Genomic DNA, 23,376 nt, shown 5'->3' on the forward strand with positions numbered 1-23,376 from the left:
CTGCCGCCGCGTGCGCGGGCTTCGGGCCGGGCGCGCCGCCGGCGCGGGGCGTCGGGCCGCGGCCGCGCAATCGGGCGGCCAGCGGATCATGCGCGCCGGCCCGGGCGGGGCGTCTGGCCTTGCGGGGGCCGGGGCCGCCCGGCGCGCAGGGGTCAGTATTCGACGCCGATCTGCGCCTTCACCCCGGCGCGGAAGGGATGCTTGACCAGCTCCATCTCGGTGACCAGGTCGGCGGCCTCGATCAGCTCGGGCTTGGCGTTGCGCCCCGTCAGCACGACATGGGTCATGGGCGGCTTTTCCTCGCGCAGGAAGCGCAGCACCTCGTCGATGTCGAGATAGTCGTAGCGCAGGGCGATGTTGATCTCGTCCAGCAGAACCATGCGGATCTCGGGGTCGCGGATCAGCTCCTTGGCCTTTTCCCAGGCGGCGCGGGCCATGGCCATGTCGCGCGCCTTGTCCTGGGTCTCCCAGGTGAAGCCTTCGCCCATGGTGTGGAACTGGCAGACGTCCGAGAAGCGCGACAGGATCAGGTCGCGCTCTCCGGTGGACATGCCGCCCTTGATGAACTGCACCACCGCGCAGGGCATGCCATGGGCGATGCAGCGGAAGATCATGCCGAAGGCGGCGGTCGTCTTGCCCTTGCCCTTGCCGGTGTGGACGATGATGAGCCCCTTCTCGCCGGTCTTGCCGGCCATGATCTTCTCGCGCGCGGCCTTCTTCTTGGCCATCTTCTGGGCGTGGCGCTCCAGATCCTCGGGCTTGGGGGCGTCGGTCATGGCTCTCTCCTGCGTTCGGTCGGGGCGGGTTCGCCGCCCTGCGCCTGCGGGTGGGCGGCGATGATGGCCTCGATGCGCGCGCGCGCCGAGTTCGAGCGCGGGCGCCAGAGGCCCCGGTCCTGGGCTTCGGCCAGGCGCTGGGCGATCTCGCGCAGCGCGGCGGGGTTGGCCTGCGCGATGAAGGCGCGGGTGTCGTCGTCGGCCAGGAAGGCCTGCTCGACCAGGTCGAAATGGTGCGAGCGCACCGCCCGCGTCGTGGCCGCGAAGGCGAACAGGTAATCGACCGTGGCGGCGATCTCGAAGGCGCCCTTGTAGCCGTGGCGCTTGACCCCCGCGATCCATTTGGGGTTGACCACGCGCGCGCGCACCACGCGGCCGATCTCTTCGTCCAGCGAGCGCACCACCGGCCGTTCGGGGCGCGAGTGGTCGTTGTGCCAGATGCGCGGCTCGCGCCCCGACAGATGCGCGACCGCGGCGGCGGCGCCGCCCTCGAACTGGTAGTAGTCGTCGCTGTCGAGCAGGTCATGCTCGCGGTTGTCCTGGTTCTGGACCACCGCGTCGGCGCGCGCCAGCCGCGCCTCGAACAGATCGCGCGCGCGCGCGCCCTCGGCCTGGCGGCCATAGGCGTAGCCGCCCCATTCAAGGTAGCTGTCGGCCAGATCCTCGCGCCGGTCCCACAGGCGCTCGTCGATCAGGGCCTGAAGGCCGGCCCCGTAGGCGCCGGGCTTGGAGCCGAACACGCGATAGCCCGCGCGCAGCTCGGCCTCGCCCTCGGAGGCGCCCTCGGCGCGCAGGCGCGCGCGCTCGGCCCGGAAGCGCGCGGCCAGGGGGTTGTCGTGCTCGGGTTCGTCCAGCGCCATGACGGCGCGCGCGGCGCTGTCGAACAGCTCGATCTGGGCGGGGAAGGCGTCGCGGAAGAACCCCGAGACGCGCAGCGTCACGTCCACGCGCGGGCGGCCCAGCGCCGAGAGGGGCAGGATCTCGAACCCCGTCACGCGGCGCGAGGCCGCGTCCCAGGTCGGGCGCGCGCCGATCAGCGCCATGGCCTGGGCCACGTCGTCGCCGCCGGTGCGCATGTTCGAGGTGCCCCAGGCCGTCAGCAGCAGGGCGCGCGGCCAGTCGCCCTCTTCCTGCGCGTGGCGCTCGACCAGCGCCTGCGCCGAGCGCCAGCCCAGCGTCCACGCCGCCGGGGTGGGCACGGCGCGGCTGTCGACCGAGTAGAAGTTGCGCCCCGTGGGCAGAACGTCTGGGCGCCCGCGCGTGGGCGCGCCCGAGGGGCCGGGCGGCACGAAGCGCCCCGCAAGCCCGTCGAGCAGCGCGCGCATCTCGGCCGGGCCGCTGGCGCGCAGCGCCGGACGCATGACGCCCTCGATCCAGTCGAGCACGGCGCGCGTGCGCTCCATGCCCTCGGGCAGGGGGGCGCCGTCGACCAGCGCGGCGGCCAGCGCCTCGATGCGCTCGACGGCGTCGCCATTGGTCCGCCAGGGGCCGGGCAGGATTCGCGCCAGCGGCTCGGGCCGCGGACCGCGCCAGGGGGCCGCCATGGCGCAGTCGAGCGGATCGAACTCGGCCGGGTCTAGGCCCAGATCCTGCGCGATGGCGCGGATCAGCGAGGCGTCGCCCGGCGCGGGGCGCGCGGCGGCGGCGCGCGGAACCCGCGCCAGCGCCACAAGAAGGTCGCGCTCCTGCACGCCCTCGGGCGCGGCGCCGAACACGTGCAGCCCGTCGCGGATCTGCGATTCCTTGATGTCGCACAGATACTCGTCCAGCCGCGCCAGCACCTCGTCCTCGGGCATGTCCGGCGCGATGCCGGCGTCGGCGTCCAGCCCGGCGGCGGCGGTCAGGGTCATGATCTCGCGCCGCAGATGCGCCGCGCGGCGCGCATCGACGCCCGAGGCCTCGTAATACTCGTCCACCAGCGCCTCGAGATCCTTCAGCGGCCCGTAGGTTTCGGCGCGGGTCATGGGCGGGGTCAGGTGGTCGATCACCACCGCCGCGGCGCGGCGCTTGGCCTGCGCGCCCTCGCCGGGGTCGTTGACGATGAAGGGGTAGAGATTGGGGGTCGGGCCCAGCGCCGCCTCGGGAAAGCACTGCCGCGACAGGGCCACGGACTTGCCCGGCAGCCATTCCAGATTGCCGTGCTTGCCCATGTGGACGAAGGCGTGGGCGCCGAACTCGTCGCGCAGCCAGAAGTGGAAGGCCAGGTAGTTGTGCGGCGGAACCAGGTCGGGCGCGTGGTAGGTCTGCTTGGGGTCGATGTTGTAGCCGCGCGCGGGCTGCACGCCCACCGCGACCGACCCGAAGCGGTGGATGGACAGGGCGAAGCGCCCCTCGAGCCCGTTCCCCTCGGGCAGGAAGAAGGGGTCGCCCTCGGGCGGGCCCCAGCGTTCCTCGACCTGCTGGCGAAGCTCGTAGGGCAGGGCCCGGTAGGCGCGCAGATAGGCGCTCAGCGTCAGCGTCTGCCCGCCCTGGCGCGCGGCGCGGTCGGGCAGCCAGTTGGTCGGCCCGGCCATGATGCGGGCCATGAGCTCGGCCGAATCGGCGGGCGCGTCGGCCACGTCGTAGCCCGCTTCGGCCAGCGCGCGCAGCGCCGCGACGGTCGAGGCGGGGGCGTCCAGCCCGACGCCGTTCGCCAGCCGCCCGTCGCGGTTGGGATAGTTGGCCAGGATCAGCGCGACGCGCTTGCGCCCGTTGGGCAGGGCGCGCAGCCGCGCCCAGGCGGCGGCCAGCCGGGCGACGAAATCGACCCGGTCGCCCTGGGCGCGATAGGCGGCGATGGGGGCCTGGGCCTGTTCGTCGAAATAGGCCTCGCCCTTGAAGCTGACGGCGCGCGTGACGATGCGCCCGTCCACCTCGGGCAGGGCGACGTTCATGGCGATGTCGCGCGCCGACAGGCCGTTGGCGCCCGCCTCCCAGGCCTGCTCGGTTCCGCCGGCGAAGATCGCCTGCAGCACCGGCGCGCCGGGCCGGTCGAGCGGCGTGCCCTCATGCGCGCCCGCTTGCGGCGACGAGACGGCGAAGCTGGTGGCGTTGACGACCACGTCGGGCGGCGCCTCGGCGAACAGGGTCTCGAGCGTGGCGGCCGAAACCGGGTCCTTGAGCGAGGCGACGAAGATCGGCAGCGGGTTGAGCCCCTGCGCGGCCAGCGCCTTGGTCAGCCGGTTGACCGGGTGCAGCCCCGCCCCCTGCACCAGCGCGCGATAGAAGACCAGCGCCGCGACCGGCGCGCCCGGCCGCCATGCGGCGCGCGCCGCGTCCAGATCCGCCACCCCCGCTCCGGGCCAGTAGACGCCCGCGCGCAAGAGCGGCGCCGGGGCGGGGGGCGCCTCGGCCTCGCCCAGCATGTGCGCGCAATGGCGCAGCAGGTTGGCCATGTTGCGCGGGCCGCCCTCGACGAAATAGGCCCACAGGCGGTCCCAGTCCTCGGGGGCGACGGTGGACAGGCGGCGCAGCTCCTCGTCGGGCTTGTCGTCTCCGGGCAGCGCGGCGAACAGCGCGCCCGCCTCGCGCAGCCGAAGGGCGTATTGCTCAAGCCCGTAGGACCAGTAGCCCTTGCCCCCCAGCGCGCGCACCACCACCAGGCGCGAGCGCGCGGCGGTCCGGTCCAGATGCAGGTCCGCCGACATGGGGTGCTGCAGGTGCAGCAGCGAGGCCAGGCGCAGCCGCAGCCCCGGAATGGCCTGCGCGCGCGCCTCGGACAGGGCCGCCAGCTCGGTGTCGGCGGCCGAGATGATGACGATGTCGCCGGGGTCCTGTCCCAGATCCACGGCCTCGGAGCCGTCCGAGACCTCGCCCGGCTGGGCCAGAAGCAGGTGCATGGCGTCTCCCTTGCGCGCGGGGCGCTGCGCTGGCGCGCTCGCGGCGGACCCGACGCGGCCCGAGCGCGGGCCGAAGCGGGCGCCGGAGCGCAGGGCCGGGGCGCGGGCTTGCGCCCCGGCGGCTCAGGCCATGGCGGGGGCGGGCTCGGCCAGCGCGGCCTCGATGGCGGCGCGGTCCATGCCCGCCAGCCCGATCACCACCAGCCGCGTGACGCGCGGCTCGTCGCCGAAGGGGCGGTCGAAATAGGTCTCGAGCCGCGGCCCCACCGCCTGCACCACCTGGCGCATGGGCTTGCCCGCGACGGCCGCGAAACCCTTCAGGCGCAGGATGTCGTGATCGCGGATCGCGGCCTCGACGCGGGCGCGGAAGGCGGCGGGGTCGCGGATCTCGGGCAGGGTCAGCGCGAAGCTTTCGAACTCGTCATGCCCATGCGCGTCCTCGTGATGGCGGTCGTGATCATGGTCGTGATCATGGTCATGATCGTCGTCATGGTGGCGGTGATGGATCTCGGCGCGCGAGTCGAGGTCGTTCTCGGCCCCCACGCCCATGCCCAGCAGCACGCGCGGCGACAGGCCGCCGGCGTCCGAGCGCACGATGCGCACGCCCTGGCGGGCCTTGGCGCAGACGACCTCGAACAGGGCGTTGGCCTGCTCTTCGTCCAGGAGGTCGGATTTCGACACCACGACCAGGTCGGCGCAGGCCAGCTGGTCGTCGAACAGCTCGGCCAGCGGGGTTTCGTGGTCGAGATTGTCGTCGGCGGCGCGCTGGGCGGCGACGGCGCCTTCGTCATGGGCGAAGCGGCCGGCGGCCACGGCGGGGCCGTCGACCACCGTCACCACGCCGTCCACGGTCACGCGGTTGCGGATCTGCGGCCAGTTGAAGGCGCGCACCAGCGGTTGCGGCAGCGCCAGGCCCGAGGTCTCGATGACGATGTGATCGGGCGGCGTCGGGCGCGAGAGGAGCATTTCCAGCGTGGGGATGAAGTCGTCGGCCACGGTGCAGCAGATGCAGCCGTTGCTCAGCTCGACCACGTCCTCGTCGGCGCAGGCGGCGTCGCCGCAGCCGCGCAGAAGCTCGCCGTCCACGCCCATGTCGCCGAACTCGTTGACGATGAGCGCGATGCGGCGCCCGTCCGCGCGCGCCAGCAGGTTGCGGATGAGCGTCGTCTTGCCCGCGCCCAGAAAGCCGGTGACGACGGTGGCGGGGATCTTGCGAAGGCTGGCGGTGGTCATCGTTCGATGGTCCTTGCGATGAGGGGCGCCGCCGGGGGCCGGCGGCGCCGGTTGTCTGCGGCGGCGCGCGCCGCGCCGCTCAGGCGGCCCTGCGCTCGTCCGACCAGAGCCAGCCCGCCGCGGCGCCGAGAACGGTCCATCCCACGGCGCCGATGAGCAGCGAGCGCGCGACGAACAGGCCGGCCAGCTCGGGCGGCGCGCCGCCCCAGAGCTCGTCGGGGTGGGGAGCGCCGATCGCGTGCGGCAGCGCCAGCAGCGCCAGCCCGAGCCAGCGCGCCGGGTTCGGCGCCCAGGCCAGGACCGCCAGCCCGGCGGCCGACAGCAGCGCCGCCAGCGTCCACCAGATCTGCCGCTCGAGCAGCGGCGCCGCGGCCGATCCGGGCAGTTCGGGCGGCAGCCCCGCGCCGGTGAGCAGCTGCGTGCAGGCGAAGCCCGCCGCGCCCCACATCAGCCCCTCGCGCAGGCCGACGCGGCCGGCGCCCAGGCGCTCTGCCAGCGCGAAGCCGGCGGTCAGCAGCAGGCCGAAGCCCGCCATGGCGACCAGGGTCATCATGAAGGTGTTCGCGGCGCGCTCGGTCAGGCCGACCTCGTCGCCATGGTCGTGATGGTGCGCATGGCCGCTCGCGGCCGCGCCGGCGGCGCCGTGGTCGTGCCCGCCCTCATGGGCATGGGCGCCGTCATGCGCATGCGCGGCGCCATGGACCATCTCGCCCGATTCATAGAGCTCGGCCTGAAGAATGAGCGGCGTCGTCATCCAGTGCTGCAGGGCCGCCGAGACGAGCCCCGCCAGCAGGCCCGCGAACAGCGCGCTGGCCAGCAGTCTTCTTCCCATCGTTTCGCGCCGGGTCAGTGGCAGGGGAAGGCGATGGCGTGGCGCGAATCATGCGCGACGTCATGGGTGACGTTCGCAAAGCCCGCGAAGAAGACCAGCGTCAGGCCCAGCGCGGCGGCGCCGACGATGGAAACGAGGCCGGCGTCGACGCGGGCCGCGTGGCGAAGGGTCGTGTTCTGCATGTCTCTCACTCCTGCCCGTCACACCCGACGGGATTGGGTTGCACGATGCATGGCAGGTCTCCTGGCTTGCGGAGCGGGGATCGTCCCCTGCGCCGTCCGCCTTCCCGGCCCGGGGCCAGTGGCGTGTGGACGGCGCGCTCCGCCTACAGTCGCGGGGGCGGCTGCGGCTTCGGGCCCCCGGTTTGGGTCGGCCCTGTCCGCATTCCCTATTAATCCCGGCGCGCCTTGGGCGCGACATGCGGAACCATGCACATCGCCCGTTTTCGGCGCTGGGGCCGCCTCTGTCAAGCCGAAGGCGCCGCCCGCTCGCGCCAGCGCGCCAGCGCCCAGGCGGCGGCCTCGGCGGCGTCGCGCGCGTGGGGGGGCGGGGGCGGCGGCGGGCGGTCGATCATCGCGATCTCGACGCCCAGCGCCCGCGCGGCCGCCAGCTTGGCGTCGGCCGGCCCGCCGGAATTGCGGGTCAGCAGGATGTCGATGCCGGCCTCGCGCATCAGCGCGCGCTCGTCCGACTCGCTCAGCGGCGGGCGGCGGGCGATGAGCTCGACATTCGGCGGCGGGGGCGGCGCGTCGGGGGCGGGCGCCTCGGCCACGCGGGCGAGGAAGCGCAGATCGGGCCGCGCGCCCAGCCGCGCCGTCGCGCCGGCGCCCAGCGCCGCCAGCACGCGCGCGCCCGCGGGCAGGGCCTCGAGCGCGGCCTCGAGCGTGGCGAAGCGCCGCCACGCGCCCGGCTCGGGTTCGCGCCAGGGCGGGCGCACCAGCGCGATGCGCGCAACGCCCAGCCGATCGCAGATTTCGGCCGTGCGCGCGCTGATGCGGCGGGCGAAGGGGTGGGTCGCATCGACGACGACGCGCACGCCCGCCTCGCGCAGGCGTCGGGCCATGGGCTCGGCGCCGCCGAAGCCGCCGCGCCAGGTCGGAACGCCCAGCGGCGCCGGGCGGCGGGTGACCCCGGCCAGCGAGGCGATGGTCGGCGCGCCCGCCTCGCGCAGCGCGGCGATGACGGCGCGCGCCTCGGCCGAGCCGGCCAGGACCAGGATCGTCATGGCGTGCGCGCGGCGCCGGGGCCCGCGAAGGGGGTGCGCGCCAGCACCGCGCCGTCGCGCCCGACCACGATCGCCTCGATCTCGACCGGCGCGCCGTTCAGGATCGCCAGCGCCGCCGCCGCCGCGTCGCGCGCCACCGCCTCGGCCAGGCGCGGCCCGGCGATGGTCAGCGCCTCGAGCGCGGTGTTCGCGGCGCGGATGCGCGCGCCGTCCGCGCCCAGCGCCTCGGCCAGCGCGGCCAGGCGCGCCATGTCCACCTGGCTGCGCGACGAATGCAGGTCGAGCGCCCCCTGCGCCAGCTTGGTCAGCTTGGCGAAGCCGCCGGCGATGGTCAGCCGCGGCAGCGGGTGGCGGCGCAGGTATTTCAGCAGGCCGCCCGCGAAGTCGCCCATGTCGAGAAAGGCGGCGGGCGGCAGCGCGGGATAGAGCCGCGCGGCGGCGCGCTCGGATGTCGCGCCGGTGGCGGCGACGGCGTGCGTCAGGCCCGTCGCGCGCGCCACGTCCACGCCGCGATGGATCGAGGCGATCCAGGCCGCGCAGGAGAAGGGGCGCACGATGCCCGTGGTGCCAAGGATCGACAGCCCGCCGACGATGCCAAGGCGCGGGTTCCATGTGCGGGCGGCCAGGGCCTCGCCGCCGGGGATCGAGATCTCGACCTCGAAATCCGCCGGCGCGCCAAGCTCCTGCGCCAGCTCGCGCAGCGCGCCCTTGATCATCGCGCGCGGGGTGGGGTTGATGGCCGGCTCGCCCGGCGGCAGGGGCAGGCCTGGCAGGGTGACGACGCCCACGCCCTCGCCGGCCGCAAAGCGCACGCCCGTTCCGGGCGCGGCCTGGCTGACGCGCGCGCGCACCAGCGCGCCATGCGTCACGTCGGGATCGTCGCCCGCATCCTTGACGACGCCCGCGCGCGCCCAGCCCTCGGCCAGCGTCAGCTCGGCCAGATCGAAGCGCGCCGTTCCCCCGCGTGGAAGCCGGATCTGCACCGGCCCCTCGTCGGCGCGGCCCGTCAGCAGCGCGCGCGCCGCCCCCAGCGCGGCGGCGCAGGCGCAGGCCCCGGTGGTCCAGCCGAAGCGCAGCGCGCGCGCCTGCCCCGGGCGCGGGGGCGCGCCCGCATCGGCGCCGCCTGCGCCGGGAGCCTGGGGATCGGACGTCTGGGTCATGCCGCCGGATGTCGTCGGGCGCCGCGCGCCGGTCAAGGCGCAAGCCCGCCTCGGGGCCGAGTATAGACCCGCGCGCCCCGCGCGCAAGCGCGCCCGCCCCCGCCCCGCGCGCAAGCGCGCCCGCCCCCGCGGCGCGCGAGCCCTTGCCCTGACGCGACGGGATCTTCTGATCGTCCGCGGCGGCGCGTCCGGGCCGCTTGGGGGCGCCGGCCGGCCCGCAGCGAGAATCCGCTTGCGCTCTGCGGCGGAGCGCCTTTGCGGGGGCGCGCGCCCGCCTGCGCGGTCCGGGCATCGCGCGGCGCGTCCATCGTGACCCGCCCGCGGCGCGGCCGGGCGCGGCTCGGGCGGGCCGGATGGGGGCGCGGCGCCTCGTGTGGCGCAAGGCCTCCCGCGCCGGCCGGCGCGCGGCCCCGGTCAGGCCGGATGGGGGCGCCGCAGGCGGTTGGCCGCCCATGGGCCCGCCTCGCCGCGCGGCCCCGGCGGATCGGGCGAGGCCGGTCGCGGGCGCGCCTGGCGGGCCCCCGCCCGAGGCCGGCGCGGCGCGGAAACCCCTTGACCTCGCCGCCCGGGGCCTATTCAACCCCCGTCAAATCCCGATAGTCCCCTCGGAGCCGTCATGGACGAACAGAAGAACATGCTCACGGCCGCGGTGCTCAGCTTCGCGGTCATCGCGCTCTGGTTCATCCTTTTCCCGCCCGAGCCGCCGCAGCCGGTCCCGGCCGAGCAGCCCGCCGTCTCGGCCGTCGGCGCCGGAACGGCCGGCGCGCCCGCGGCCGGCGACGCCGCCACGGCCGCCGGCGCGCCGGCGCTGATGACGCGCGAAGAGGCCCTGGCCCGCTCGCCGCGCGTGCCGGTGCGCACGCCGCGCCTCTCGGGCTCGATCGCGCTGCGCGGGGCGCGGCTCGACGATCTGCATCTGCTCGACTACCGCGAGACCATCGAGCCCGACAGCGACACGGTCACGCTGCTGTCGCCGGTGGGGACCGAGCATCCGTTCTTCATCGTCCATGGCTGGCTGCCGGTCGCCGACGCGCCCGGCGCCGCGCCGATCCCGACGCCGGGTCCGAACACCGAGTGGCGGGTCGAGTCGGGCGACGAGCTGGGCGTGGACAAGCCCGTGACGCTGGTCTGGGACAACGGCCAGGGGCTGACCTTCCGGCGCAAGATCTCGGTGGACGAGAACTACATGTTCACCGTCGAGCAGACCGTGACCAACGCCGGCGAGCGCCCGGTCGCCCTGGCGCCCTATGGCTACGTCGCCCGCCGCGGCCAGCCCGAGACGGTCAACTTCTACATCCTGCACGAAGGCGGCCTTGGCGTGTTCGACGGCACGCTGGTCGAGCTCGACTACGACGAGCTCAAGGAGCTTGAGGGCGACGGCGGCCCCGGCGTCGTGCAGCGCAAGATCCCGGTCGAGCGCAACGGCTGGCTGGGCTTCACCGACAAATACTGGATGGCCACGCTGGCCCCGCCCCATGACGAGGGCTTCGAGGCCGTGTTCCGCTATCGCCGCGGCGCGCGCGGCGAGATCGACCAGGAATACCGCGCCGAGTCGATCCTGCCCGTCGTCACCGTCGCGCCCGGCGCGACCGCCTCGGCCAGCACCCGCGCCTTCGCCGGCGCCAAGGAATACGCCACCATCCGCGAATACGAGCGCCAGGGCATCGAGCGCTTCACCGACGCCATCGACTGGGGCTGGTTCTTTTTCCTGACCAAGCCGATCCTTCAGCTGCTGCTGTTCATCAAGGGCCTGGTCGGCAACATGGGCGTGGCGATCATCCTGCTGACGCTGATCGTCAAGGCGGCGCTGTTCCCGCTGGCCTACAAGTCCTACGTGGCCATGTCGAAGATGAAGATGCTTCAGCCCGAGATCGAGAAGATCAAGGAGCGCTGCGGCGACGACAAGGTCAAGCTCCAGCAGGAGATCATGGCCCTTTACCGCAAGGAGAAGGCCAACCCCGCCGCGGGCTGCCTGCCGATCCTGCTGCAGATCCCGATCTTCTTCTCGCTCTACAAGGTGCTGTTCGTCACCATCGAGATGCGCCACGCGCCCTTCTTCGGCTGGATCCGCGACCTGTCGGCGCCCGACCCCAGCTCGATCCTGAACCTGTTCGGGCTGCTGCCGTGGGATGCGCCGGGGCATGACAGCCTGCTGGGCATCTTCTCGATCGGGGTGCTGCCGATCCTGCTGGGCATCTCGATGTGGCTGCAGCAGAAGCTCAACCCCGAGCCCGCCGACCCGACGCAGAAGATGATCTTCGCCTGGATGCCGTGGATCTTCATGTTCATGCTCGGGCAGTTCGCGTCGGGCCTGGTGCTTTACTGGATCGCGAACAACATGATCACCTTCATCCAGCAATACGTGATCATGCGCAGCCAGGGCGTCGAGGTGGACGTTCTGGGCAACGTCAAGCGCAGCTTCAAGCGCCGCAAGCGCGGCTGAGGGCGGGGGCCGGCCGCGCGCCGGCCCCTTGCCCGCGCGCAAGGAGACGCCCCGATGCAGATGCGCTTCGCCGTCGATCCCGCGCCCGATCCCGCCCTTGCCGAGCGCGGGCGCAAGCTGTTCCTGGGGCCGGTCGCCTTCGTCAAGGGCGTGGTGGCGATGGACGGCCTGCCGCCCGCCGACCGGCCGGAATTCTGCTTCGCCGGGCGCTCGAACGTGGGCAAGTCCTCGCTCATCAACGCGCTGACGCAGCGCAACTCGCTGGCGCGCACCTCGAACACGCCGGGCCGCACGCAGGAGCTGAACTTCTTCGACCTGGGCGGCGCCGCCTGGATGGTCGACGTGCCCGGCTATGGCTTCGCCGAGGCGCCGGTCAAGACGGTGGCGCGCTGGCAGCGGCTGCTGCGCGACTACCTGGCCGGGCGGCCGACGCTGCGGCGGGTCTTCGTGCTGATCGACTCGCGCCACGGGGTGAAGAAGGCGGATCACGAGATCCTCGACCTTCTCGACCGCGCGGCGGTCAGTTGCCAGATCGTCATGACCAAGGCCGACAAGGTCGGCGACGCGCATCTGCGCCGCACGCTCGACGCCGCCCAGGCCGAGCTGGCGCGGCATGTGACCGTGTTCCCCGAGATCCTCGTCACCTCCTCGGCCAAGGGGCGCGGGCTCGAGGGCGTGCGCGCGGCCGCGATGAGCCTGGTCGAGCAGGGCTGACCGCGGCGCCATCTGGCGTGCGCGCGCCGGCGGCGCTAAAGAGGGCGGGCGCATGTTTCGGGAGCCAGCCCCATGGAGAAGTCCGCCGCCATGAAACGCGATTGGATCGCCACCGCCCGCACCCTCAGCGAGGCGCTGCCCTACCTGCAACGCTATGACGGCGCGTGCGTGGTCGTGAAGTTCGGCGGCCATGCCATGGGCGACGACGAGGCCATGACCCGCTTCGCCCGCGACATCGTGCTGATGAAGCAGTGCAACGTGCATCCGGTGGTGGTGCATGGGGGCGGGCCGCAGATCCAGCAGATGCTCAAGCGCCTGGCCATCGAATCGACCTTCGTCGATGGTCTGCGCGTCACCGATCAGGCCACGGTCGAGGTGGTCGAGATGGTCCTGGCCGGGCGCATCAACAAGGCCATCGTCTCGGCCATCAACGCGCAGGGCGGCAAGGCGGTGGGCCTGTCGGGCAAGGACGCCAACCTGATGATCTGCGAGAAGGCGCTCAAGACCCGGCGCGACCCCGACAGCAACATCGAGCAGGCGCTGGACCTGGGCTTCGTCGGCCACCCGGTCAAGGTGAACCCCGACGTGCTGCGCACCTTCATCCAGAGCGACCTGATCCCCGTCATCGCCCCCGTCGGCGCCGGCCGCAACGGCGAGACCTTCAACGTCAACGGCGACACTGCCGCGGGCGCCATCGCCGGCGCGCTCAAGGCCGAGCGGCTGCTGCTGCTGACCGACGTCGCCGGCGTCAAGAACGCCGCCGGCGAGGTGCTGACCGACATGACCCCCGCCGATGTCGAGGAGCTGACCGAGGCGGGCGTCATCTCGGGCGGCATGATCCCCAAGACACGCACCGCCCTCGACGCCATCGCGCAGGGCGTGGGCGCGGTGGTGATCCTGGACGGGCGCGCGCCGCATGCCTGCCTGCTCGAGCTGTTCACGGCCCATGGCGCGGGCACGCTGATCCGCGCGGGATGAGCGCGGCCGCGCCGGCGCGCCTTGACCCGCGCCGCGCGCGGCGCATGTTGGGCGCATGAGCAACGAGCCCCTGATCCGCCTGGCCGTCTTCGCCGGCGTCTTCTGCCTGATGGCGGGCTGGGAGGCGCTGCGCCCCGCGCGCGCCCTGGCGCTGGGGCGCTGGCCGCGCTGGGGGGTGAACTGGGCCGTCGCGGCGCTGGACGCGGCGCTGGTGCGGCTGCTGTTTCCCGCCGCCGCGGCGGGCGCGGCCTGGGACGCGCAGGCCATGGGCTGGGGGCTGTTCAACGCGCTCGACTGGGCGCCGTGGCTCGAGGCGCTGATCTGCATCGCGGCGCTGGATTTCGCGATCTGGTTCCAGCACCTGCTCAGCCACAAGATCCCGATCCTTTGGCGCGTGCATCGCGTGCACCACGCCGACCGGGACGTGGACGTGACCACGGCCATCCGCTTTCACCCGATCGAGATCGCGCTGTCGATGCTGTTCAAGATCGGGCTTGTCTATGCGCTGGGCGCGCCGGCGCTGGCGGTGATCCTGTTCGAGATCCTCCTCAACGGCTGCGCCATGTTCAACCACGCCAACATCAGCCTGCCCGCGCGCATCGAGGCGGCGCTGCGCTGGGTGCTGGTGACGCCGGACATGCACCGCATCCATCACTCGGTCCGGCGCGAGGAAACCGACAGCAATTACGGCTTCAACCTGTCCTGGTGGGACCGGCTGTTCGGCACCTATCGCGCGCGGGCGCGCGGCGCGCTGCGGCTGGGCCTGCCCGACTGGCAGACGCGCGATCCGGCGCGGCTCGGCTGGACGTTGCTCTTTCCCTTCCTGCGGCGATGAACGCGGCCGGGCTGCTGGCGGCGCTGGGGCGCGCGGCGGGCGGGCATGGGCTGGCCGTCGCCGCCGCCGATCTGCCCGCCGCCGATCCGCCCGCCGCCGATCCGCCCGCCGACCAGCCTTGGCGCGGCGCGCGGGCGGTGGCCCTGCTGCGCGCGGACGGGCCGCGCATGTGGGAAGCCTTTCGCGCCGCGCCCGAATGGGCCGACGGCGCCCCCGATCCCCTCGACCGCTGGTCGGCGCGGATCGTCGCCGAACTGGCCGCGCGCTTTGGCGCGCGCGCGGCGGGGCCATCCGACGGGCCGCCCCATCCGCCCTTCCTGCGCTGGGCCCTGCTGGCCGAGCCGGCGTGGCCCTCGGCGCTGGGGATGCTGGTGCATGCGCAAGAGGGGCTCTGGGCCTCGTGGCGCGGCGCGCTGCTGTTCGGTGCGCCGCTTGGCGCGCCGCCCGCCCGGCGCGGCGCGCGCCCCTGCGACGACTGCGCCCGGCCCTGCCTGCGCGCCTGCCCGGTCGGCGCCTTCGGGGCGGGCGGCTACGACGCCGAGGCCTGCGCGCGCCACGTCGCCGGCCCCGAAGGCGGGGCCTGCCGCGCGGGGGGCTGTCTTGCGCGCCGCGCCTGTCCCGTGGGCCGCGCGCGCGCGCCGGGCGCCGAGCAGGCCGCCTTTCACATGGCCGCCTTCCTGCGCGCGCGCCCCCATGCGCTGAGCGCCGCGGCGCTTGGCTTGCCGGTCCGGCCGTGCTTGGCTGGTCGCCGGACCCATTCCTGATGCGGAGACGCGCATGAGACTGCTGATCCTGATGCGCCACGGAAAATCCGGCTGGGACGACCCGACGCTCGAGGACCACGCCCGCCCCCTGGCGCTGCGCGGCAGGCTGGCCTCGGCGCTGATGGGGGCGTGGCTGCGCGAGACGGGGCTGGCGCCCGAGGCGGCGCGCATCTCGGACGCCCGCCGCGTGCGCGAGACCTGGGAGGGGCTTGCGCGCGAGCTGCCCGCCCCGCCCGCGCCCGAGGTCATGCCCGAGCTTTATCACGCCGCCCCGCAGGCGCTGCTGAGCGCCGCGCAGGGGCTGCCCGACGCGGCGGGGCGCGCGCTACTTCTTGCGCATGAGCCGGGGCTGGGCGCCTTCTTGCGGCTGATGCTGGCGCAGCGGCCTGCGGGCGGCGCGGCGCGCGCGCTCGACAGTTTTCCCACCGCCGCCGTCGCGGCGCTGGAGCTGGAGGCCCCGCGCTGGCGCGATCTGCGCCTTGGCGGCGCGCGGCTGGCGCATTTCGCGCGGCCCAAGGATCTGGTCTGACGGGGGTCAGTCCTCGGCGTCGGGGCGGGTCCGCAGGGCCTTGACCTGGCCGCGCCGGGTCTTCGAGTCCAGCCGCCGCCGCTTCGAGCCCAGCGTGGGCCGGGTCGGGCGGCGGCGCTTGGGGCGCTCGGCCGCGGCGGCGATCAGCGCGATCAGGCGGGCCAGCGCCTCTTCGCGGTTGCGCGCCTGCGAGCGGTGCGTCTGGGCGCGGATGATCAGCGCGCCCTCCTTCGTCCAGCGGCTGCCGGCCAGGCGGCGCAGGCGGGCCTTGACGTCGGGCGGCAGATGGGGCGAGCGCTGGGCCTCGAAGCGCAGCTCGACCGCCGTCTCGACCTTGTTGACGTTCTGCCCGCCGGGGCCCGAACTGCGCGCGAAGCTTTCGGTCAGCTCCCACTCGGCGATCGAGATATGGTCGGTGACGCGGATCATGGCGCGGGCGCGCCGCCCTCGGCCGCCGGGGCGCGAGGGCGGCGGCGCGTGGTCAGGCGCGCGCGGCGCGCAGCAGCCCCAGCGCCAGGCGGAAGGGAACCAGCGCCACCAGCGCGAGCGCCAGCTTGACGCCGAAATCAGCCGCGGCCAGCGAGGCCCACAGCGGCGCCTCGGGGCCCGCTCCCAGAAGCGGCGTGGCCGCGTTGGCCCAGGACACGTTGTCGGCGGGGTCGAGGAACGCGAACGCGCTCGAGAAGGCGACCGAGAAGAAGATCAGCGTGTCCACCGCCGAGCCGAACAGCGACGAGACCAGCGGCGCGCGCCACCACGAGCCCGCCCGCAGCCGGTCGAAGACCGACACGTCGAGCAGCTGGGCGCTCAGGAACGCCAGCCCCGAGCCGAGCGCGATGCGGAAGGTGGTCGCGTCGAAGCCGGCCGCGACGAACGAGCACGCCACCCCCGCGACGAACCCCGCCAGCACCACGCGCCGGGCGGTGGCCGCGCCAAGGGTCTTGTTCGTCAGGTCGGTGACGAGGAAGGCGAAGGGATAGGTGAAGGCGCCCCAGGTCAGCCAGTCGTTGAACAGGTGCTGGACCAGGATGTTCGAGGCGACCACGATCAGCGTCATGGCCGCCGCGCCAAGGATCATGCCGCGCTGCATCTGCGTTCTCCATCTGCGCCGCCTGCGGGGCGGCCGCCGTTCCGGGATCGCGCCCCATATCGCGAATCAGCCCCGCGGGCAAGCGCGCCGCCGATTCGCGTCGCCGGGCGCCCCGGGTCCGCCCCGCGTGATCGGCCCTGCGTGATCGGGCTTGCGCGGTCGGGCTTGCGCGGCCCCTTGCGCCCGGCCGCGTTCACGGGGGTGGGGGCGGTCGGCGGCGCCCGTGGGCCGCGCGGCGGGATTTTCGGGGAATGTTCGGGCCGCGCGCCGGGCCGCCGGCGCTTGCGGCGCGCTTCACGCCGCGCCGATGCGCGCGTTCAGGCGCCGCCGGCTCGCGCCCCGATGCGCCGCCGCCGCCCTCAGCCCGGCAGCATGCCCAGCGCCGACAGGTAGAGGTCCAGCATCGCCTCTTCCTCCGAGCGCTCTTCGGGCCGCTTCTTGCGCAGCGACACTACCTTGCGCAGGGTCTTGGTGTCGAAGCCGTTGGCCTTGGCCTCGGCGTAGACCTCCTTGATCTGGGCGGCGACCTCCTTCTTCTCGTCCTCGAGGCGCTCGATGCGCTCGACGATCGCGCGCAGCTGGTCCGCGGCGACGGTGGTGCGCGAGAAGTTGTCGTCGTCGATGTTCTCGATCATGGCATGCTCCGATTGGGGCGTGGACGCGAAAATGGCGCGGACCATAGCGCCGCGCGGCGGGCGCGGCAACGGCGCGCGGGGGCGTCGCGGACCGGACGACCGGCCGGGGCGGGCGCCTCAGTGGTCGCGCGGGCGGTTGCGCTCGAAGGCGGCCAGCTTGTCGGCGCCGGCCTCGGTCTGATGGCGCGCGCGCCACTCTTCATAGGGCATGCCGTAGATGATCTCGCGCGCCTCGTCCTTGGTCATCGCCAGCCCGCGGGCCTCGGCGGCCTCCTGATACCAGCGGCTCAGGCAGTTGCGGCAAAAGCCCGCCAGGTTCATCAGGTCGATGTTCTGCACGTCCGAACGCTCGCGCAGGTGCTGCACGAGTCGGCGGAAGGCGGCGGCTTCAAGCTCGGTGCGCGTCTGGTTGTCCATCGGCGGTCTCCTTGGTTCGGGCGGCGCGGGGCCGGCGCGGGGCCGGCTCGGGGCCGGCTCGGGGCCGGCTCGGGGGGGCGGCGGGGCCGCGGCCGCAGGCTATGCCGGAGCGGCGGCGCGGTCCAGCGCGCGGCGCAGGATGGGCGCAAGGCGCCGCGCCCAGGCGCGCTCGCCCTCGGGGTCGGCGATCAGGTCGTTGCGGATCTCGATCAGCGCGTGGGGCAGGCCGCGGCGCGTGCCATGGGTCCACATGCAGTCGCCCTGAAGCTGGCCCGAATAGGGCTCGTTGTCGCCCACGCACAGGTCGGGCTCGGCGCGCAGCAGCTCGAGCAGCGGCGCCGCCAGCCGCGAATCGCGGTCCCACAGCACGCCCACATGCCACGGGCGCGGCGCCCGCCCGCGCAGCTGCGGCGTGAAGGAGTGGATCGAGATCAGCGCCGGCCGCGCGCCCGCCGCCTCGGCGCGGGCGATGCGCGCGCGGATCGCGTCGTGATAGGTGCGGTGCCAGTCGCTCAGGCGGCGGGCGGTCTCGGTTCCGTCCACATGCCGGTTCCCGGGAATGACCGAGCCGTCGTAAAGCTTCATGATCAGCGTCGGGTCGTCCTCGCCGCGATTGGGGTCGATGACCAGCCGCGAGAAGGTCGACAGCACCGCCGGCGCGTCCAGCAGCCGCGCCAGCTCCAGCGTCACGCCGCGCGCGCCCACGTCATAGGCGATGTGGCGGGCCATGTCCTCGGGCGGCAGGCCCAGATCGCCGCCGCACACTTCGGGCGGGACGCGGTTCGACGCGTGGTCGCACAGAAGCAGGACGTCCGGGCGTCCGTCGGGATTGGCGATTTCGAAGGCCGGGTCGGTGGGCATGGGGGCTCCGCTCGCGGCGCCGGCGGGGCGCGGGCCGTTCATAGCCGGGCGGGGGCGGGGTTTCAATGCGCCGCCCGCGGCGGGCCCGACGCAAGGGCAAGCATCTGAGCCGCCCGGCGTGCAGATCGCAACGAAATTGCTTTCGCAAGCCGAGACTTCCGCGGCGCCCTTGGTTAGATGTAGGTTCGCCGCCCACCCGCAGACATCAAGGAAAGAGCGTTCTCCATGCGCCGTCGCAGAAACGTCAAGATCGTCGCCACCCTCGGACCGGCCTCGTCGGACCGCGAGACCATACGCGAGCTGTTCCTGGCCGGCGCCGACGTGTTCCGGCTGAACATGAGCCACGGCGCCCACGAGGAAATCGCCCAGCGCCACCGCCTGATCCGCGAGATCGAGCACGAGCTGGACCGCCCCATCGCCATCCTGGCCGATCTCCAGGGGCCCAAGCTGCGCTGCGGAACCTTCGCCGACGGGCCCGTCACGCTCGAGGACGGCGCGCAATTCCGCTTCGACCTTGACGACCGGCCCGGCGACGCCGCGCGCGTGCGCCTGCCGCATCCCGAGATCTTCGCCGCGCTCAAGCCCGGCGCGACGCTTCTGGTCAATGACGGCGCCATCCGCCTGCGCGTCGAGCGCTGCGACGAAAGCTCGGCCGACATGATCGTCGAGCAGGGCGGCGTCATCTCGGACCGCAAGGGGGTCAACGTGCCCGACGTGGTGCTGCCGCTGGCGGCGCTGACGGACAAGGACCGCAAGGATCTGGAGTTCGCCTGCCGGCTGGGCGTCGACTGGGTGGCGATGAGCTTCGTCCAGCGCCCCGAGGACATCGTCGAGGGCAAGGCCCTGCTGGGCGGTCGCGCGGGCATCATCGCCAAGATCGAGAAGCCCGCCGCCGTCGAGGCCATCGACGGCATCATCGCCGAGGCCGACGGCATCATGGTCGCGCGCGGCGATCTGGGCGTCGAGCTGCCGCTGACCAAGGTGCCCGGCATCCAGAAGCGCCTGATCGAGACCGCGCGCCTTGCCGGCAAGCCGGTGATCGTCGCCACGCAGATGCTCGAAAGCATGATCCACTCGCCCGTGCCCACGCGCGCCGAGGTGACCGACGTCTCGAACGCCATCTACGAGGGCGCCGACGCGGTCATGCTTTCGGCCGAATCGGCGGCGGGCGAGTTCCCGGTCGAGGCCGTGGCGACCATGAACGCCATCGCCGAAGAGGTCGAGCGCGACCCCTATCACCGCAAGGCCATGGAGGCCGGCCGCCCCAAGGCGCGCACCCGCGTGGCCGACGCCATCACCGCCGCCGCGCGCGAGGTGGCCGAGACCGTCTCGGTCAAGGCCATCTGCTGCTTCACCCATTCGGGCACGACCGCGCTGCTGGCCGCGCGCGAGCGCCCGCGCGTGCCGATCATCGTGCTCACGCCCTTCTTCGCGACCGCGCGCCGGCTGAGCCTGGTGTGGGGGCTGCACTGCGTGCACACGCACGAGGTCGAGCGCTTCAAGCTGGCGGTGGTCTCGGCCGCGCGCGCGGCGCGGGCGGGCGGCTTCGCCTCGGACGACGACCGCATCGTGGTCATCGCCGGCATCCCGTTCAACACGCCCGGCTCGACCAACATCCTGCGCGTCGCCCCCGTGCGCGAGAAGCTGATCTACGAGGGCGAGCCCGAGTGACGGCGGCCGCCGTCCCCGCGGGAGGAAGGCGATGAGCGCATGGTCGGTCCTGGCGGTCGTGGGGCTTCTTCTGGTCGCGCTGGGCGCGGGGCGGCACCTGGCGATGGCGCGCGAGGGCGGGTTCTCGGCGGGCGGCGCGGCGCTGGCCCTGGCGGGCGCGGCGCTGTTGCTGTGGGCCGAGGCCCTCTCGCCCGCGGGCGTCGGGGCCGATCGGCTGGCCGCCGCGCTCGAGGCCGCCCTCCGCGCCCTGACGGCGCCGGCGGGCGGGGCGTGAGGCGCCCTTGCCTTCGCCGGCGATAGCGGATAAACACTGCGCTTCCGAACGGGGCGGCCGGCCGGAATGGGCTGCCGTGTCGCCTTTGGAATCACTCTGACGACGGAGAGCGAAATGCCCAAGCTGAAGACCAAGGCGAGCGCGAAGAAGCGCTTCAAGGTCACCGCCACCGGCAAGGTGGTCGCCGCCCAGGCCGGCAAGCGCCACGGCATGATCAAGCGCACCAACAAGTTCATCCGCAACGCCCGCGGCACCGCCGTGCTGAGCGAGCCGGACGCGAAGATCGTCAAGGGCTTCCTGCCCTACGCGCGCTGATCTGAGGAGGCGAGAACATGTCCCGAGTGAAACGCGGCGTCACCACCCACGCCCGCCACGCCAAGATCCGCAAGGCCGCCAAGGGTTACTCCGGCCGCCGCAAGAACGTCGTCCGCGTCGCCAAGCAGGCGGTGGACAAGGCGCTTCAGTATCAGACGCGCGACCGCAAGACGCGCAAGCGCAACTTCCGCTCCCTGTGGATCCAGCGCATCAACGCCGGCGTGCGCGCCGTCGATCCCGAGATGACCTACTCGCGCTTCATCGCCGGTCTGACCAAGTCGGGCATCGAGGTGGACCGCAAGGTGCTCTCCGATCTGGCGATTCACGAGCCCGAGGCCTTCGGCGCCGTCGTCGCCAAGGCCAAGGCGGCGCTGGCCTGAGCCGCGCGGCGGGGCGTCGCCCCGGCCCGATCCCGAACGGCCCCGCCGGCCCAGCCGGCGGGGCCTTTTCGCGCGCTTGGCCCGCATGCGGCCGCGCGCTAGGATCGCACGGGGCCGCGGCGCGCGGCGATGCAGGAGCAGCATGATCCGCCTCGCGACCTACAACATCCGCAAGGGCGTGGGCCTTGACTGGCGCCGGCGGCCCGAACGCATCGTCCAGGTGCTGGCCGAGCTGCGCCCCGACATCGTCGCCTTGCAGGAGGCCGACCGCCGCTTCGGCGAACGCGCGGCGGTGCTCGATCCCGACGCGCTGGCCGAACAGACGGGGCTGGCGCCGGTGCGCGTCGACGAAGGCGGCGCGGGGCTGGGCTGGCACGGCAACGTCGTGCTGCTGAGCGCGCGCGCGCAGGCGCTGAACGTCGCGCCGACGGCGCTGCCCTCGCTCGAGCCGCGCGGCGCGCTGATCGTCGACGCCCTGGTCGAGGGGCGACGGCTGCGCCTGGCCGCCGCGCATCTGGGCCTGCGCCCGGCCGATCGGCGCCGGCAGGCGGCGGCGCTTCTGGCGCAGCTCGAGTCCCGGGCCGACGGATCGGCCGAGGCGCTGATGGGCGACCTGAACGAATGGCGCGCCGCCGGCGGCTGCCTGACGGTGCTCGAGCGCCGCCTGCGCCCGGCGCCGCCGCTGCCCAGCTTTCACGCCTCGGCCCCCATCGCGCCGCTCGACCGCGTGCTGCTGGGGCGGGGGCTGCGGCTTGCCGCGCATGGGGTGCACCGCTCGGCCGCGGCGCTGCGCGCCTCGGACCATCTGCCGGTGTGGGCCGACGTCGCGTTCGAAGACGCCCCGGAGGACGACGACGAAAGCGCGCACGAGGCGGCCGCCGAAGGCGCGCGCCACGCCGCGTCGCCCGTGGCCGGGGGCGGGACATGAGCGAGACCGCTCTTGCGCTGCTGGGTCTGGCGCTATTGTGGTGCGCGGCGGGGCTGTGCGCGATCTCGGCCGTACGCACGGCCCGCACGCCGCAGGGGGCGGTGGGCTGGGTGCTGTTCCTGATCCTGGCGCCGGTGCCGGCGGTTCCGGCCTACATGGTGCTGGGCCGGCGGCGCATGAGCGGATATGCGCGCCTGCGCCGCGCCGCGCGCCGCCATGTGGACGAGGAAAGCGCCCGCCAGGCCGGCCCGCGCGCCGCGCTCTGGCGCGATCCGCGCCGCGCGGGCGATCACGCCGCCGCCTTCGAGCGCCTGGCCGGCATGCCCGTCACCTACGGCAACGCCTGGCGCATCCTGCGCGACGGCGAAGAGACCTTCGCCGCCATGTTCCGCGCCATCGAGGACGCGCGCGAGGTGGTTCTGGCGGCCTTCTACACCATCGAGGACGACGAGATCGGCCGCGCCTTCCGCGATCTTCTGGCGCGCAAGGCCCGCCAGGGCGTGCGCGTGCATCTGCTCTACGACGCCATCGGCAGCTCGGGGCTGGGCGCGGGCTACCTGGCCGAGCTGCGCGCGGCGGGGGTGCGCTTCGCCGATTTCAACGCGCTGCATCCGCTGCCCACGCGCTGGCAGATCAACTTCCGCAACCACCGCAAGATCGTCGTGACCGACGGGCGCGTCGGCTTTCTGGGCGGGCTGAACGTGAGCGACGCCTATCTGGGCCGCCGCCCGCCGCTCAGCCCCTGGCGCGACACGCATCTTGAACTGCGCGGGCCGGCGGCGGCGCAGCTGCAGCTGGTCTTCGCCGAGGACTGGGCATGGGCGACGGGCGAGACGCTCGAGCTCGACTGGCGCGCCGCCCCCGACCCCGACGGCGCCGATGCGCTGATCCTGCCCGCGGGGCCGGCCGACCCGCTCGACACCGGCAGCCTCTATTTCTGCAACGCCATCGAGGCGGCGCGCGAGCGCGTGTGGCTGGCCACGCCCTATTTCGTGCCGGACGAGGCGGTGCTGAGCGCGCTTCAGCTGGCGGCGCTGCGCGGGGTGGATGTGCGCGTCATCGCGCCGGCCAATCCCGATCACTGGCTGCCCTGGCTGGCGGCCTTCGCCTTCTTCGACGAGGCCCGCGCCGCGGGCGTGCGCATCCTGCGCTGGCGCGAGGGCTTCATGCATCAGAAGGTGGCGGTGGTGGACGAATCCTTCGCCTCGATCGGCTCGATCAACCTCGACAACCGCTCGTGCCGGTTGAATTTCGAGGTCACGGCGATCCTGTTCGACGCCGATGCGGCGCGCGCGGCGGCCCGCATGCTGGAACAGGACATGGCGCGCTGCATGCCCTTCGATCAGGGGCTGGCGTCGATGCCCGCCTGGGTGCGGGCCGGCGCGCCCCTGGCGCGGCTGCTGGCGCCCATGCTCTGACGGGTTTGCAGCGCCGCGCGCGCGTGCTAAGCGGCGCGCTGCCGCCCCGCCCGGCGTCGCCCCCCGGCAAGGATGGAGCC

Annotated in this window: 24 protein-coding genes and 1 riboswitch; of the genes, 12 read left to right on the plus strand and 12 right to left on the minus strand. The window is 73.8% G+C overall.

Annotated features, from left to right (window positions below; translation table 11 throughout):
• Positions 1–152 precede the first annotated feature (152 nt).
• From cobO to LY05_RS05030, 7 genes are all read right to left on the minus strand, one after another.
• The gene (cobO, locus tag LY05_RS05000) at positions 153–776 is read right to left on the minus strand and encodes a cob(I)yrinic acid a,c-diamide adenosyltransferase (protein WP_072746646.1); all 624 of its coding nucleotides are present in this window, start codon (positions 774–776) and stop codon (positions 153–155) included.
• Complete coding sequence (gene cobN, locus LY05_RS05005; protein ID WP_148922309.1) at positions 773–4,594, minus strand: cobaltochelatase subunit CobN; 3,822 nt, start codon at positions 4,592–4,594, stop codon at positions 773–775. The genes cobO and cobN overlap by 4 nt, the downstream gene beginning before the upstream one ends.
• A gap of 123 nt (positions 4,595–4,717) precedes the next feature.
• The gene (gene cobW, locus LY05_RS05010) at positions 4,718–5,827 is read right to left on the minus strand and encodes a cobalamin biosynthesis protein CobW (RefSeq protein ID WP_072746644.1); all 1,110 of its coding nucleotides are present in this window, start codon (positions 5,825–5,827) and stop codon (positions 4,718–4,720) included.
• A gap of 79 nt (positions 5,828–5,906) precedes the next feature.
• Complete coding sequence (locus LY05_RS05015; protein WP_148922310.1) at positions 5,907–6,659, minus strand: CbtA family protein; 753 nt, start codon at positions 6,657–6,659, stop codon at positions 5,907–5,909.
• 14 nt (positions 6,660–6,673) lie between these two features.
• Positions 6,674–6,841: a CbtB domain-containing protein gene (locus LY05_RS05020; protein ID WP_072746642.1), complete on the minus strand. Its 168-nt coding sequence runs from the start codon at positions 6,839–6,841 to the stop codon at positions 6,674–6,676.
• Between the two features lie 34 nt (positions 6,842–6,875).
• A riboswitch (cobalamin riboswitch) is annotated at positions 6,876–7,105 on the minus strand.
• A 20-nt stretch (positions 7,106–7,125) separates the two neighbouring features.
• Positions 7,126–7,884 (minus strand): precorrin-6A/cobalt-precorrin-6A reductase, encoded by a 759-nt coding sequence (locus LY05_RS05025; protein ID WP_148922311.1) that lies wholly within the window; start codon positions 7,882–7,884, stop codon positions 7,126–7,128.
• A complete protein-coding gene (locus LY05_RS05030; protein WP_148922312.1) occupies positions 7,881–9,044 on the minus strand; it encodes a cobalt-precorrin-5B (C(1))-methyltransferase in 1,164 nt (387 codons plus the stop codon). The genes LY05_RS05025 and LY05_RS05030 overlap by 4 nt, the downstream gene beginning before the upstream one ends.
• Before the next feature lie 616 nt (positions 9,045–9,660).
• Here LY05_RS05030 and yidC point away from each other — a divergent pair.
• The 6 genes from yidC (at position 9,661) to LY05_RS05060 (ending at position 15,307) form a co-directional block, all read left to right on the plus strand.
• Positions 9,661–11,487 carry a membrane protein insertase YidC gene (yidC, locus tag LY05_RS05035; protein WP_148922313.1) on the plus strand — a complete coding sequence of 609 codons (1,827 nt, stop codon included), beginning with the start codon at positions 9,661–9,663 and terminating at the stop codon, positions 11,485–11,487.
• A 54-nt stretch (positions 11,488–11,541) separates the two neighbouring features.
• Positions 11,542–12,201, plus strand: coding sequence for a ribosome biogenesis GTP-binding protein YihA/YsxC (yihA, locus tag LY05_RS05040; RefSeq protein ID WP_148922314.1), 660 nt, complete (start codon positions 11,542–11,544; stop codon positions 12,199–12,201).
• A gap of 90 nt (positions 12,202–12,291) precedes the next feature.
• Positions 12,292–13,179 carry an acetylglutamate kinase gene (gene argB / locus LY05_RS05045; protein ID WP_083581229.1) on the plus strand — a complete coding sequence of 296 codons (888 nt, stop codon included), beginning with the start codon at positions 12,292–12,294 and terminating at the stop codon, positions 13,177–13,179.
• A 55-nt stretch (positions 13,180–13,234) separates the two neighbouring features.
• Positions 13,235–14,014, plus strand: a complete 780-nt coding sequence (locus tag LY05_RS05050) for a sterol desaturase family protein (RefSeq protein WP_148922315.1) — start codon at positions 13,235–13,237, stop codon at positions 14,012–14,014.
• Positions 14,011–14,778, plus strand: a complete 768-nt coding sequence (locus LY05_RS05055) for a ferredoxin (protein WP_211356278.1) — start codon at positions 14,011–14,013, stop codon at positions 14,776–14,778. The genes LY05_RS05050 and LY05_RS05055 overlap by 4 nt, the downstream gene beginning before the upstream one ends.
• A gap of 13 nt (positions 14,779–14,791) precedes the next feature.
• Positions 14,792–15,307 (plus strand): SixA phosphatase family protein, encoded by a 516-nt coding sequence (locus LY05_RS05060; RefSeq protein WP_148922316.1) that lies wholly within the window; start codon positions 14,792–14,794, stop codon positions 15,305–15,307.
• Positions 15,308–15,313: 6 nt separating this feature from the next.
• Here the strand turns inward: LY05_RS05060 and arfB are convergent, their stop codons facing one another.
• From arfB to LY05_RS05085, 5 genes are all read right to left on the minus strand, one after another.
• Entirely contained in the window at positions 15,314–15,736 is a 423-nt protein-coding gene (arfB, locus tag LY05_RS05065; protein ID WP_148922317.1) for an alternative ribosome rescue aminoacyl-tRNA hydrolase ArfB, read from the minus strand.
• A 52-nt stretch (positions 15,737–15,788) separates the two neighbouring features.
• On the minus strand, positions 15,789–16,397 hold the full coding sequence (locus tag LY05_RS05070; protein ID WP_148922318.1) for a VUT family protein: 609 nt from the start codon (positions 16,395–16,397) through the stop codon (positions 15,789–15,791).
• Between the two features lie 359 nt (positions 16,398–16,756).
• The gene (locus LY05_RS05075; protein WP_072746633.1) at positions 16,757–17,032 is read right to left on the minus strand and encodes a DUF2312 domain-containing protein; all 276 of its coding nucleotides are present in this window, start codon (positions 17,030–17,032) and stop codon (positions 16,757–16,759) included.
• Positions 17,033–17,149: 117 nt separating this feature from the next.
• The gene (locus LY05_RS05080) at positions 17,150–17,449 is read right to left on the minus strand and encodes a DUF1244 domain-containing protein (RefSeq protein WP_072746632.1); all 300 of its coding nucleotides are present in this window, start codon (positions 17,447–17,449) and stop codon (positions 17,150–17,152) included.
• Positions 17,450–17,548: 99 nt separating this feature from the next.
• Positions 17,549–18,310, minus strand: coding sequence for an N-formylglutamate amidohydrolase (locus tag LY05_RS05085; RefSeq protein ID WP_148922319.1), 762 nt, complete (start codon positions 18,308–18,310; stop codon positions 17,549–17,551).
• 225 nt (positions 18,311–18,535) lie between these two features.
• On the opposite strand from LY05_RS05085, the gene pyk reads away from it, so the two are divergent.
• From pyk to cls, 6 genes are all read left to right on the plus strand, one after another.
• On the plus strand, positions 18,536–19,981 hold the full coding sequence (pyk, locus tag LY05_RS05090) for a pyruvate kinase (RefSeq protein WP_148922320.1): 1,446 nt from the start codon (positions 18,536–18,538) through the stop codon (positions 19,979–19,981).
• Positions 19,982–20,012: 31 nt separating this feature from the next.
• Positions 20,013–20,255 carry a hypothetical protein gene (locus LY05_RS15095; protein WP_170258833.1) on the plus strand — a complete coding sequence of 81 codons (243 nt, stop codon included), beginning with the start codon at positions 20,013–20,015 and terminating at the stop codon, positions 20,253–20,255.
• Between the two features lie 114 nt (positions 20,256–20,369).
• Positions 20,370–20,570, plus strand: a complete 201-nt coding sequence (gene rpmI, locus LY05_RS05100) for a 50S ribosomal protein L35 (protein ID WP_148922322.1) — start codon at positions 20,370–20,372, stop codon at positions 20,568–20,570.
• Between the two features lie 17 nt (positions 20,571–20,587).
• Positions 20,588–20,950 carry a 50S ribosomal protein L20 gene (gene rplT, locus LY05_RS05105; RefSeq protein WP_072746627.1) on the plus strand — a complete coding sequence of 121 codons (363 nt, stop codon included), beginning with the start codon at positions 20,588–20,590 and terminating at the stop codon, positions 20,948–20,950.
• Between the two features lie 142 nt (positions 20,951–21,092).
• The gene (locus tag LY05_RS05110) at positions 21,093–21,878 is read left to right on the plus strand and encodes an endonuclease/exonuclease/phosphatase family protein (RefSeq protein WP_170258835.1); all 786 of its coding nucleotides are present in this window, start codon (positions 21,093–21,095) and stop codon (positions 21,876–21,878) included.
• Positions 21,875–23,296, plus strand: a complete 1,422-nt coding sequence (gene cls, locus LY05_RS05115; protein ID WP_148922324.1) for a cardiolipin synthase — start codon at positions 21,875–21,877, stop codon at positions 23,294–23,296. The genes LY05_RS05110 and cls overlap by 4 nt, the downstream gene beginning before the upstream one ends.
• Positions 23,297–23,376: the final 80 nt, after the last annotated feature.

Origin of the sequence: Oceanicella actignis (assembly GCF_008124525.1) — a bacterium.
GTDB classification, from domain to species: Bacteria; Pseudomonadota; Alphaproteobacteria; order Rhodobacterales; family Rhodobacteraceae; genus Oceanicella; species Oceanicella actignis.

Coding starts and splice junctions, on each gene's coding strand:
- LY05_RS05055 (WP_211356278.1), top strand. CDS start 14,011: ATGAACGCGGCCGGGCTGCTGGCGGCGCTGGGGCGCGCGGCGGGCGGG.
- LY05_RS05070 (WP_148922318.1), bottom strand. CDS start 16,397: ATGCAGCGCGGCATGATCCTTGGCGCGGCGGCCATGACGCTGATCGTG.
- yidC (WP_148922313.1), top strand. CDS start 9,661: ATGGACGAACAGAAGAACATGCTCACGGCCGCGGTGCTCAGCTTCGCG.
- LY05_RS05060 (WP_148922316.1), top strand. CDS start 14,792: ATGAGACTGCTGATCCTGATGCGCCACGGAAAATCCGGCTGGGACGAC.
- LY05_RS15095 (WP_170258833.1), top strand. CDS start 20,013: ATGAGCGCATGGTCGGTCCTGGCGGTCGTGGGGCTTCTTCTGGTCGCG.
- LY05_RS05110 (WP_170258835.1), top strand. CDS start 21,093: ATGATCCGCCTCGCGACCTACAACATCCGCAAGGGCGTGGGCCTTGAC.
- rplT (WP_072746627.1), top strand. CDS start 20,588: ATGTCCCGAGTGAAACGCGGCGTCACCACCCACGCCCGCCACGCCAAG.
- LY05_RS05025 (WP_148922311.1), bottom strand. CDS start 7,884: ATGACGATCCTGGTCCTGGCCGGCTCGGCCGAGGCGCGCGCCGTCATC.
- LY05_RS05015 (WP_148922310.1), bottom strand. CDS start 6,659: ATGGGAAGAAGACTGCTGGCCAGCGCGCTGTTCGCGGGCCTGCTGGCG.
- rpmI (WP_148922322.1), top strand. CDS start 20,370: ATGCCCAAGCTGAAGACCAAGGCGAGCGCGAAGAAGCGCTTCAAGGTC.
- yihA (WP_148922314.1), top strand. CDS start 11,542: ATGCAGATGCGCTTCGCCGTCGATCCCGCGCCCGATCCCGCCCTTGCC.
- LY05_RS05080 (WP_072746632.1), bottom strand. CDS start 17,449: ATGGACAACCAGACGCGCACCGAGCTTGAAGCCGCCGCCTTCCGCCGA.
- cobW (WP_072746644.1), bottom strand. CDS start 5,827: ATGACCACCGCCAGCCTTCGCAAGATCCCCGCCACCGTCGTCACCGGC.
- LY05_RS05075 (WP_072746633.1), bottom strand. CDS start 17,032: ATGATCGAGAACATCGACGACGACAACTTCTCGCGCACCACCGTCGCC.
- cobO (WP_072746646.1), bottom strand. CDS start 776: ATGACCGACGCCCCCAAGCCCGAGGATCTGGAGCGCCACGCCCAGAAG.
- LY05_RS05020 (WP_072746642.1), bottom strand. CDS start 6,841: ATGCAGAACACGACCCTTCGCCACGCGGCCCGCGTCGACGCCGGCCTC.
- cls (WP_148922324.1), top strand. CDS start 21,875: ATGAGCGAGACCGCTCTTGCGCTGCTGGGTCTGGCGCTATTGTGGTGC.
- LY05_RS05050 (WP_148922315.1), top strand. CDS start 13,235: ATGAGCAACGAGCCCCTGATCCGCCTGGCCGTCTTCGCCGGCGTCTTC.
- cobN (WP_148922309.1), bottom strand. CDS start 4,594: ATGCACCTGCTTCTGGCCCAGCCGGGCGAGGTCTCGGACGGCTCCGAG.
- arfB (WP_148922317.1), bottom strand. CDS start 15,736: ATGATCCGCGTCACCGACCATATCTCGATCGCCGAGTGGGAGCTGACC.
- LY05_RS05030 (WP_148922312.1), bottom strand. CDS start 9,044: ATGACCCAGACGTCCGATCCCCAGGCTCCCGGCGCAGGCGGCGCCGAT.
- argB (WP_083581229.1), top strand. CDS start 12,292: ATGAAACGCGATTGGATCGCCACCGCCCGCACCCTCAGCGAGGCGCTG.
- pyk (WP_148922320.1), top strand. CDS start 18,536: ATGCGCCGTCGCAGAAACGTCAAGATCGTCGCCACCCTCGGACCGGCC.
- LY05_RS05085 (WP_148922319.1), bottom strand. CDS start 18,310: ATGCCCACCGACCCGGCCTTCGAAATCGCCAATCCCGACGGACGCCCG.